The 11,255-nt window shown below is 44.6% G+C and carries 10 protein-coding genes; 8 read left to right on the forward strand and 2 right to left on the reverse strand.

What is annotated here, in order from left to right:
- The first annotated feature begins 416 nt into the window (after positions 1-416).
- From FTV29_RS11975 to FTV29_RS12000, 6 genes are all read left to right on the forward strand, one after another.
- Positions 417-1,307 carry a VacJ family lipoprotein gene (locus FTV29_RS11975; RefSeq protein ID WP_005095841.1) on the forward strand — a complete coding sequence of 297 codons (891 nt, stop codon included), beginning with the start codon at positions 417-419 and terminating at the stop codon, positions 1,305-1,307.
- A 102-nt stretch (positions 1,308-1,409) separates the two neighbouring features.
- Positions 1,410-2,378, forward strand: a complete 969-nt coding sequence (gigA, locus tag FTV29_RS11980) for an RsbU family protein phosphatase GigA (protein WP_005095839.1) — start codon at positions 1,410-1,412, stop codon at positions 2,376-2,378.
- Positions 2,379-2,490: 112 nt separating this feature from the next.
- Positions 2,491-3,009: an anti-anti-sigma factor GigB gene (gene gigB, locus FTV29_RS11985; RefSeq protein ID WP_004647542.1), complete on the forward strand. Its 519-nt coding sequence runs from the start codon at positions 2,491-2,493 to the stop codon at positions 3,007-3,009.
- A 20-nt stretch (positions 3,010-3,029) separates the two neighbouring features.
- Positions 3,030-3,857, forward strand: a complete 828-nt coding sequence (locus FTV29_RS11990; RefSeq protein WP_159138730.1) for a carbon-nitrogen hydrolase family protein — start codon at positions 3,030-3,032, stop codon at positions 3,855-3,857.
- A gap of 105 nt (positions 3,858-3,962) precedes the next feature.
- Positions 3,963-4,388: an organic hydroperoxide resistance protein gene (locus FTV29_RS11995; protein WP_005095836.1), complete on the forward strand. Its 426-nt coding sequence runs from the start codon at positions 3,963-3,965 to the stop codon at positions 4,386-4,388.
- A 176-nt stretch (positions 4,389-4,564) separates the two neighbouring features.
- Positions 4,565-4,957 carry a DUF4951 domain-containing protein gene (locus FTV29_RS12000; protein WP_005095834.1) on the forward strand — a complete coding sequence of 131 codons (393 nt, stop codon included), beginning with the start codon at positions 4,565-4,567 and terminating at the stop codon, positions 4,955-4,957.
- Between the two features lie 49 nt (positions 4,958-5,006).
- On the opposite strand, the gene gspE is transcribed toward FTV29_RS12000, so the two are convergent.
- Positions 5,007-6,494: a type II secretion system ATPase GspE gene (gene gspE, locus FTV29_RS12005; RefSeq protein ID WP_159138729.1), complete on the reverse strand. Its 1,488-nt coding sequence runs from the start codon at positions 6,492-6,494 to the stop codon at positions 5,007-5,009.
- Between the two features lie 144 nt (positions 6,495-6,638).
- Here gspE and FTV29_RS12010 point away from each other — a divergent pair, with 144 nt between their 5' ends.
- Both FTV29_RS12010 and FTV29_RS12015 read left to right on the forward strand, forming a co-directional pair.
- Positions 6,639-7,418, forward strand: a complete 780-nt coding sequence (locus FTV29_RS12010) for a hypothetical protein (RefSeq protein ID WP_167381259.1) — start codon at positions 6,639-6,641, stop codon at positions 7,416-7,418.
- A gap of 9 nt (positions 7,419-7,427) precedes the next feature.
- Positions 7,428-8,351, forward strand: a complete 924-nt coding sequence (locus FTV29_RS12015; protein ID WP_005095828.1) for a mechanosensitive ion channel family protein — start codon at positions 7,428-7,430, stop codon at positions 8,349-8,351.
- Positions 8,352-8,398: 47 nt separating this feature from the next.
- Here the strand turns inward: FTV29_RS12015 and FTV29_RS12020 are convergent, their stop codons facing one another.
- Positions 8,399-11,107: a DUF2339 domain-containing protein gene (locus FTV29_RS12020; protein WP_159138728.1), complete on the reverse strand. Its 2,709-nt coding sequence runs from the start codon at positions 11,105-11,107 to the stop codon at positions 8,399-8,401.
- Positions 11,108-11,255: the final 148 nt, after the last annotated feature.

The raw sequence follows: 11,255 nt of genomic DNA on the forward strand, positions 1-11,255 counted from the left end.
GTAAAAATCCACACAAGTTGTTCTTCATAAGCTCTTAATGATCTTCTTGCTGATTCGTCACCAGCAAGCTAGGTCGGCTATATTACACTGAATTTCTAAAGTGTCAATCCGTAATTCAAATTAATTTGAACTTAACCAACAAAACCCAATCTTAACACCTCGTGCTAAGTTACTGTTTTATCAGAAGTTTTAATCTTCATCACTGCCGATGGATGTGCATTCTACAGCATTTCAGAGCGCTTGCAACACCTTTTTCAAGAAAATTATTTTGCATGTACATTTTTTACTCTTTTTGTGTATTTTCATTCATTTTTTATACAAATTTGCTTAAATGATGTCTATTCGTGAATATAACGTTTATTATTTTTATACTAATAAGTAGTGCTCCTTACTCAGACAAGGCCTCGGGTTTCCTTATGCATCGTTCTATTTACTTATCTATATGCTTATTTTCTCTAGTATCAAGCGTACATGTTTTCGCAGAGGTCAACACGGATGTGGAAAATGAATCTTTGAAAACGCCACTCAGAACCAAAATATCGGCCAAGGCACAACAATTACAGACACAGCTAAAAGTCGATGCCAGTGCAGCACAGGCTGAAGAAGTCAAAGATCCTTTCCAACCGTTAAATAGAAAGATTTATCAGTTTAATGATGCGATTGACCGTACTGTGGTACGTCCTATAGCTGTTCAGTATGTTGAGAAAGTTCCACAGGATGTCCGCGGTAGCTACACCAATTTCCGTAATAACCTGGGGGAACCCTGGAATGTGGTCAATCAGCTGATTCAGGGTCGTCCGACCCGCGCAGCAAAATCCTTGGGACGTTTTACCATTAATACTTTAACGACCTTAGGTTTGGCTGATCCGGCACGTCGCCTTGGTTTAAGTCATGAAGACGAGAGATTTGGAACTACTTTGGGTTATTACGGTGTTGCGTCTGGTCCTTATATTATGTTGCCATTTTTAGGCCCAAGTTCAGTGCGTGGGGTGATTGGTACTGCTGTAGATAGTCAAACCCGCCCACAAAAATATCTTCTCGAAGATGAAGATGGGCTTTACTGGACCGACCAGTTCTGGCGTGCCATTGATAACCGCTCGGAAATACTGGATGTTGAAGGGGTGCTGACCGGTGATCGTTATGCCCAGATTCGGGATATTTACTTGCAACGCACCAATTACGCGATTGCTGAAAAGAAAGGTACAGAACAAGATACCCTATTCCTAGAAGATGACTTCGAAGAAGATAGTTCTGAAGATGTACCTTTTGATGAGAACAATATTGAATCTTCAGAAGAAGATCTTTAAGTTCATGCTTGATGTATGATTGCTAGTGAAATCTGTTCGCTAGCAATACCTTGCTTGTTATAGTACATCTTATAACCAACCCTGAGATCGAATCACTTTTTTATGTATTTCATTCAACCGACTCGTGATATTCCCTATTTAGATCAGGTACTTGATACGCTTCCGCATATTCAGATGATCTATCTGGATGATCATGAGCTGTATGATTCTACGATTATCGCAATTGCAGATGTACATGACTATCTGAAATATAAGTGGAATCTGCCTACCATTGTGCTGGCCTTAGAGCATGAAGGCACAGCGTTGGCTCAGGCTTGGGAGCAAGGGGCGCTGGCAGGCTGGATCTGGAATAAACTTCCTGAAAATCCTGACCTGGCGCTGCAAAAAATTGATGCGCAATATAAACGTAACCAGGATAGCCGTGATCTGCCTTCTGCGGCAGAACTACAAAAAAGATTGTTACCCAACCCGATTAAACTGACCAATTATGAGGTCGAAACTTATTTTCAGCCTTCAGCCTATCTTTCAGGAGATTGGTATGATTACTGGAAAATTAGCGACAAAGAAGTGATTTTCTATTTGGCCGATGTATCTGGACATGGCGTCACCAGTAGTTTACTCACGTCCTGGATGGCTGCTTTTCACGGTCGCTCCAAAACGCCGCGCGAGCTGATTAAAAAGCTTAACGGCATGCTAATGCAGGAAAATATTGAAAAGCACATCACCATGATTGCCGGGATTTTAAATCTGGAAACCCATGTATTAAAATGGTCCAGTGCCGGACATTATCCCCCACCGATTATATTTGAACCCAATCAAGAACCTAAGATTTTCTCTACCAGCAGCTTCCCTTTAGGCCTGACCGAAGAGCTTGAGGTTGAAGAAAACGAATGGGTATTAAGCCCTAATGCCCGTTTTATCATCTGTTCAGATGGTGCACTGGAACCCTTTGATGGTGGATTAAATGAGCAATTTTCGCAATTATTACATCACTTGCAGAATGAGTCATTTCAGGCTCCAGAACATGTGGCCGACGATATCGCCTTTTTAAGCTTTATCCGCGTAAATTAGCAGTATATTTACAGACTTTATAAGCACTTAATTTGATTACCACTTTCAGCTACTTGAGTATCAATACACCCTATGGGATAATTTAATATCCTTCTCTGCAAATGGCATTTATATGTCAACAGGTCATGTTGAATATGCAAGTCTGAATGGAACGCATATTTTTAAGCTTATCGGCGAAGTGCGTGCCCAATCTTGTATTAGTCTAGACAAATTACTGAACAAAATTGAACAGCAGGACAACGTAGTTGGCGCTATCGTTGATCTCACCGAAACCAGTTTTATTGACAGTACCGTACTGGGTGTTTTGGCCAAGTTAGGACTGAAACTCAAGCAAGTACATAATATTCAAGCTGTTATGCTTTCTACCAATTCCGACATTACTACTTTGGCCAACAGTATGGGACTGAGCCAGGTGTTTGTGATTCTGAATTATTGTGGCGATCCGAATGTCTGCACCCGTGCGCTGATGGAAGAACATGTGACGCATCAAAATATGCTCAATACCGTTCTGGATGCGCATAAAACCTTGATGAAGCTAAATCAAAGCAACCAGAATATGTTTGAACCTTTAGTCAAACAGTTACAGAAAGAGCAAGACAATTTAGATAAAATCTCCGAGCAAAAGGTATAACGACTATATAAGAGGACCGCATGACTTTACTTTCTGTTGCACAAATGAATTCTCAAAATGAAATTGACGCCAATTTTGTGGAGATTGAGTCTTTAATTCAACAAAGTAAGGCCAATGGTGCTGAGTTAATTGTTTTCCCGGAAAATTTCGTCTGTTTCGCAGCAGGCAAACAACGCGAAACTGCTGCACAATTTGAAGTCATTCAACAACGTCTGGAACAACTTGCCCATCAATATCAAACCTGGATTGTGGCCGGGACTTTGCCCTGCCCTTATCGTCCGGATGGTTCAATCATTCAAGATGGCCGGGTGCGTACTGTCAGTCTGTGTATCAGTCCTGAACGAACCGAAGCGCGTTATGACAAAATTCATTTGTTTGATGTGCAAGTCGGCGATGCTGTCGGTGGTTATCAGGAGTCTAAATTCTTTGAACCCGGCACAGATGTGGTCGTTGCCAAGACTCCTTTTGGCAATATCGGCTTGATGGTCTGTTATGACCTGCGCTTTCCAGAACTGGCTTTAAGCTTACGTGCTAAGGGTGCAAACCTGCTGACTGCGCCTTCTGCATTTACCTATACCACCGGTGAAATGCACTGGCAGTTATTGCTGCAAACCCGTGCCATGGATAGCCAGTGTTCGGTACTTGGCGCTGCTCAACAAGGCTGGCATGGTGAAAAACGTCAGACTTGGGGGCATGCAGCTGCCACCAATAGCCGCGGCCAACTGTTGAATATGATCCATGCTGATGGCGCACATTTGATTACGGTGGACTTTGATTTAAGTGAACAGCAAAAAATCCGTGAATCCATGCCTTTAATGCAACATCGTAAACTGCTACAACTTTCTTAAGAAACCTGCCCGGATACTTGCATAAATTAACAAAATCCCTGCTTATTCTTCAGGCAAAATCGCCGAGCATAGAAGCTCCATGAACAATAAATAGAGATTAAGCTCATGTCATTAGAAAAAGCCGTCTATACCGCACATGCCAAAGCCACAGGTGGTCGTGATGGCCGCGCCACCTCTGACGATCAGATTTTAGATGTACAATTGGCCGTGCCCAAAGAAATGGGGGGACCTGGTGGTGGAACCAACCCTGAACAGCTCTTTGCCGCAGGTTATTCGGCATGTTTCTTGGGTGCGATGAAATTTGTTGCCAATCGTGACAAACTGAATATGAGTAAAGATGCTTATATCGAGGGTGATGTAGGAATTGGTCCAATTCCGACCGGGTTTGGTATTGAGGTGACTTTAAATATCCATCTTGAAGGTATGGATCAGCAAGAAGCGCAAAAACTGGTAGATGCCGCGCATATTGTCTGTCCGTATTCAAATGCAACCCGCAATAATATTGATGTGAACTTAAACGTCATTACTTAATTTTTCGATTCAACCGCTATCCTGAAAAAATGCTTCAGGATAGCTAGAGCGCTATTATAAAATTTTAATCGCTGCATCTTCCCTTAAAGGCCAATTCTATTTTCAAAACAAAAGCAAAAATCTTAATACTTATATATAATGATTCTTATTTGCAATAATTTATTTTAAATCACCTTATGTTTAAATTATTTATTTCTAGTTCTCTCCTGTTCAGCATTGCGACTGCCTCTTTTGCAGAGCTGCAAATTTCAGAAAAAGTTCGCCCCCAAGTAAAATCTGTAGTTAATGCCGAGATTGAACGTCTGCCTATTCCTGCAACACCCAACAATATGATTCTGCCTGAATTTGGTAAAGGTATCATTGGTTGGGGTGCTGGCCCCAAAGATGCCGAAGTCCGTTTCCAGCGTGTCACCACAGCCGATGTTGAAAAAATGAAACAGGATGGGGTTACTTTAGAAATGGCGCAGGCCTGGCAGACCTTCTATGAAAATGAAACTCAGCGGAATCCGGGCAATCCGACTGCACCTTTTCGGGCCCAACTGATGAAAAAAATCGTCAGCCTCTGGTAAATATCCAGATATCCTGAGGATAAGTCATTAAAAGCAGCAGATTAAAAAATTATTCTGCTGCTTCATTGGTGACCCGTAATACTTCTTCAATGGTAGTTTTCCCTGCCAAAACTTTGCGCAGACCATCATCCCGAATCGAACCGGATTGCTGCCGTGCATAACTTTCTATTTCGTATTCGGCCGCATTGCCATGAACCAGACGGCGCATATGATCATCGACGGGCACAATTTCATAAATCGCAGTACGCCCACTAAAACCAGTATTGCCACAGCGTTCACAACCCTGTGGTTGCGGCAGTCTTAAATCCTGTGGATGTTCAATATTTTCAAACAGTTTCTTTTCAAAAGCATCTGCTTCATACCAGGTCGCGCAATGCGGACATAACGTTCTGACCAGACGCTGGGCAATTACCCCAATCAGGGAACTTGAAAGCAGGAACGGCTCAATGCCCATATCCTTCAAACGCGTGACAGCACCAATCGCGGTATTGGTATGCAGGGTCGACAACACCAGATGCCCCGTCAAGGAGGCCTGCACCGCAATTTCTGCGGTCTCCAGATCACGAATTTCACCCACCATCACCACATCAGGATCTTGGCGCAGCATGGCTTTTAAGGCACGTGCAAAGGTCATATCCACTTTGGTATTCACCTGGGTCTGACCAATACCTTCCAGTTGATATTCAATCGGATCTTCAGCGGTGAGGATGTTTTTGGAACCATCATTCAGGTCAGAAAGTGCGGCATATAAGGTGGTGGTTTTACCCGAACCGGTGGGGCCAGTGACTAAAATAATGCCGTGTGGACGATGCACCAGAGTTTTCAGTCGATCATAGTCATTATTCATCAAGCCCAAATGGGTCATATTTAAACGACCGGCCTGCTTGTCCAGCAGACGCATCACCACACGCTCACCATGAGAGGATGGCAAAGTAGATACACGGACATCGACTTCACGTCCGGCCAGACGCAAGGAAATACGACCATCTTGTGGAATGCGCTTTTCCGCAATATCCAGTTTGGCCATGACTTTAATCCGCGAGACCAAAAGCGGCGCAAGTTCACGGCGCGGCTGGACAATTTCACGGAGCTGGCCATCGACCCGTAAACGTACCGACAGTTTTTTCTCAAAAGATTCAATATGAATATCGGAAGCCCCGACCCGAATCGCTTCAGACAATAATGCATTGATCAGTCGTACAATCGGCGCATCATCTTCCTGATCCATCAGATCTTCAGCTTCAGGTACGGAATCGGCCAGACTGAGTAAATCCGGATGATCTTCCAGACCCGCAGCCACCTGTTGTGATTCGCCGCTATCTCCGGCAAAACTGGAGCTGAGTAACTGGTTAAATTCCTGTTCGCTGCACAGCTGAAAATGAGCCGGATAACCGAGCAGACGGCGCGCTTCCTGCAATGCAAGCATCGAGGTATTGTCACGACGCAGAATAAAGGCCTGATCTCCCTCATAACGCAACAGCACACCATGGCGCTTGGCGAAGCTATATGGGATTTGTAATTGTTTAAGTACTTGCATCGCGGATTATAATAATGATGAAAAAATTTAAATTGAGTGTACTCTAAGCATATGACAGCGTGAAGTATGTTTTCAAAGATTTAGCAAGAAAGGGTGCCAACATTGCCGCAAGATAAAGATGAATTAATCCCGAATACAGCGAAAATGCGCTGGTGGGGAGAACAGATTTTTGAAATAAATCAATCCAAAGCCTGGCAGTTTGGTTCCTTGCTGTTTCGTCTGACTCGAGGCATTCAGGAATGGCGACTGGAATACTATCGTCCTGTGGTGCAATATGATTATGAGCAGCAATGGCATCAGATTGATGATCCGAACTTTGCCTTTCCAGCGCCGGTGCACATTGAACGTTATATGTTCAAATCCACCCAAAATAAATTACAGTTGATGCCACGTTTAGCAAACCGTTCGGTGGTGATCAAGCCGGTTGATCCGATTTATATTCCTGCCGGACAACGTGGTACGCTTTATATCAGCACGCCCTTATGGATTGCCGGTTTTGTCGAGGGTCAGCGCGAACCAATTTTTGATCTCCCTGTGATCTTGCCAAAAGACACTTGGTTTGGGCCCAATCATCGCTCAGGTGAAATCTGCTATGCCACTGCAGTCGATGGCAGAACTGAACTGAAACAATTGCATCCACGCGCTTTTCGTGCGGTTACACCGATTGAATTTCACAATACCAGTAACCAGCAATTGCGCTTTGACCGGATGAATGTCCCGGTGCCTGCCCTGCCGTTATTTTACAGTGAAAGTACCGGGCGCTTATGGACCTCGCAAATCCGGGTCTTGCATGAAGGTTCGGACCGCCCACCGCGTATTCGGGTGGAGAACCGTACCCCGCCAAATGCCGGTGAAGTCGCCTATCTGCATCCACCGCGTGATCCGGCGGGCGCTTTATTTAATATGTTTGATTCATTTTTCTAAGGGCGTCTGATGCCAAGTTCAAATATTCCGACCGAAGTCACCAACAGCCTGAAGGGAGTATTTACCAATATCAATACCGACCGTTTAACCGAAATTTTGGTCGCGGTGGTGTTATGTTTTATTGGTTTCCTGATTGCGCGCTTTATTTCCAATACCTTTATTCGGACCATTGGTGTACGTTTTAATGCCCATCAGAAGCTGGTCTGGCGCCGCGGGATTTTCTATTTTATTTTCCTGCTGTTTGTAATGGCCAGCCTGAAAGAAGCCGGTTTTAAACTGAGTGTCTTCCTTGGCGCGGCCGGGATTCTCACCGTAGCCTTGGGTTTTGCGTCACAAACCTCGGCATCCAACCTGATCAGTGGTCTGTTCCTAATTGGTGAAGGTTCATTTGAAGTCGGTGATACTATTCAAATCACCTTGATTCGTGGGCATACCATTGAAGGTGAAGTGATTTCGATTGACCTGCTTTCAGTCAAACTCCTCACGCAGGATAATATCTATGTACGTTTGCCGAATGAACAGCTGATTCGGGCACCGGTACAGAACCTGTCAAAATTTCCGATACGGCGTATTCCGATTACGCTGGCGATCAATTTCCACGAAGATATTATTAAAGTACGAGAAGTGCTGCTGGATGTCGCCAATAAGTATCCATTAGTTTTGGCTGACCCGAAACCTGCAGTCACCGTTACCGCCTTTCGTGAATCATCCATCGAGTTGTTATTTGCGATCTGGTGCCAGCAGGAAAATTATCTGAAAGTACGCGATGAAATGCAGGAACGGATTCGTAATGGCTTTGTCGATAATCAGATTGAAATTCCAGTGCCGAAAATGGGCTTTGTCGACCATCCATTATCTCGCCCCTTAGAGAATGTTGATATTGACCAATATGCCAATGACAAGGCCCTCAAAAGAGAGCCTGATCTAAAATAACCCTTCGATTCCCTCTTCTTTTTAAAGGAGAGGCTTAGGGAGAGGATTCAATCAGTTTTCTCTGGCATCGGCGCAATATAAGCAATCAGCAGCATCACCCCACCTGCCAGCAAGAAGGAAATGACTCGCGTCAGGGTGCCAATATGCGACAGGTCAAAGAGCACCAATTTTAAGGTCACAACCACCAGAATACTGCCGCCTAAAATCCACATCGGCTTCAGGTTTTTTAAGGTTGCCGTCCACATGGTGATCCAGGCCAGTAATACCCAAAGTACAGTCAAGCTGAGTTGCACCGTCGCATTACCCCATAGCTCCATATCATTAAACGGCGTGTGTAAATACACATGTAAAGCTCTTAAAACCATATAACTGGAAAGCCATAACAGGCTCAACACCATCAAGACTGCGATCATGCCCTTATCACGGCCAACCTTAATCTGTTGCAACAGCATCCAGATAAAACTGGCAAACATGGCGATACTGATCAGGTCAAAAGGATTCAGAATCGGCAACCAGTAATACTGGAATGCTTGCTGACTAAATAACTGTGAACATACCAGCCAAGTGGCCATCAGCAATAAACAACACTTGGTTTGCCAAAGCTGCTGCCAGCCTGATTGCAGGTCCTGTCGATAGCACCACAGGCAAAACAATAAAGGTAAGATCACCATACTGAAATAAGGCATGCTCGGGATCAGACACAGACTGGCCAAAGCCAAACTGCTAAAAACGCCCAAACTCATCCATTCTTTGGATAGCTGCAAACCAGCCAGCGGTCTGAGCCACAGAATCGCTAATAGCATCGCCGAAAGGGCAAAAACCCCGCGCTCCAGACCGCTATCCCAGACAATCACCGCATTTTGACTGCGATCCAGTGTCAAAATCACTGCAATGACCAGCAAGGGTGAGATACCACTCCACTTCGGTAGCAACCAGGACCATTGCTGATTTTTGCGCAGAATCATTTCATTCAACAGCACATAGCCCAGTGTGATGATGAATAAACTCAACACATAGGCATGCTGACTCGAAAATTCATCTTCCAGCAAAGCAAAGAGCATTAAACTGGCTGCAACACTTAAACTACTTAAAAAACTGATACTCAGACTATCCAGTTGCTGCTGGTATTTTTCTTTGAGCTGACTGATCGCCACCACTACCACATAACACAGACTCAAAATCCAGAAAATCATCCGCGGTGTGGGATTGATTTCGACCAGATAATACAGGCTGCTAAATCCGGCCATCAACAATAAGCCCATACTTAAATAATGCGCCACCCGGACATTTTTCTCTAAGGCCCACAGATAAATTAGTACCCCTTCCACAGCCCAACCAACCACACTCCATTGTTCGGTCAATAAGATCGGTGGCACCAGTGCCAGAAAAATCAGCATCAGACTCAGATAACTTTGTGAAATAAGCTGAATCGTTTGTTTTTGGCGCAATAAAGTCCAACAAGTGGCAAAGACCCCTGCGAACAACAGACTTAGACCGGCTTGCCAGAGTTTTTGATCGGGCTGATTAAAGTGAATCAGATACAGAAAAATATAAGCAGTAATCGGTGCGGCAAAAATCAAGGCCAAGTCGAGTACCGGTTTTAGCTGAAAACGGGACAAATCCTGTCGTGCCAGCAACTGGCTAAAACGAAAACCCAGCCAGATAAACAGCGCACTATGCGCCAGAATCAGCGCAGTCATGGCATAACGCTCATGAGTATCACCATGAATCAGGCTATACATTCCACCGACAATCGCCGTAATTAAAAAGGCAATCTGATTGAGAATTTTCCAGGGGCGGAAGCTGCTCAGCACTGCCACCCCGACATTAATCAGCAAGTAATAACTGATCAGCTCAACAGCGGAAGCATCTCGGATTGGCAAGGTAAACGGCGCCAGATAAGCAATCAGCAAAGCCATTATGGCCAGTTCGATACTTTCCTGTTTCAGACTTAAATACAGCGTCATTGCCAAAATGATGATAAATACACATGCTGCCAGCGGTAGTGTTGGAATCACCAGATTGTAATAGGCAAAGAATAATGTCAGAAACAAACTCCCTAAACCTAATCCTTCCAGCGCCAGAGCAAAACTGCGGTTTTTAGGAATCAGCCGATAGCCCAGTCCTGTTACAAACAAACTGGCAAGCGCAACCAGACCTAATTTAGCAGCCAGACTCAGCTGCCAGTGCTCGGTGGCAAAACGCAGCAACAAAATAATCCCGATCACTAAAATACTAATGGCGACTTTTAAGACCGGATTGCCCTGAAAGATCCAGCGCTGCACTTGATCGATGAGATTAGGCGTGGACTGAGAATTTAGAGCCGGTTGAGCAGTCACAGGTGCAGCATCAGACCAGTTCGGTGGTGTCGAGGGTGGTGGATCGGCAGAATAAGATTGCGACTGTAACTGTATCAAGCGCCCTTCTAGACGTTGCAGCCATCGGAGTAAAAAGAACACCCAGGCGGTAATCCCGATGCCCATCAACCAGTCAAGCTCGGCCAGCCCACCGACAATGGCAATAATTGAAGAGACATATAAAGGAACTTTCGAATTGCGTTCCAGAGACCTCTGCTGCTGTGCAGCCAGTTGCTGTAGCGGGGCTTCTACTGCGCTGACATATTGCATCACACTGAAGAGAAAACCCACACCACACAGATAAGTCACAATCTGATAATCCAGATACCAAGCACTGATCCCAACAATTAGCAGAGTAATCAGCCAGATCATGCGTAACTCATTGCGTCCTGCAGCCATTCTTATATTTCTCTTTCCTGAATCATTCCATCATACAACAGCTTGTGCTGCTTATTTCATCTTCAGCCGATATTCGCTAAGCTGTAAACTCAGACTCGCCTCAGCGAGCGTAGTAAAAATCACGTACAATAGCGCTGTATTTTGAATA

Source organism: Acinetobacter sp. YH12254 (assembly GCF_013417415.1).
Taxonomy (GTDB): domain Bacteria; phylum Pseudomonadota; class Gammaproteobacteria; order Pseudomonadales; family Moraxellaceae; genus Acinetobacter; species Acinetobacter pseudolwoffii.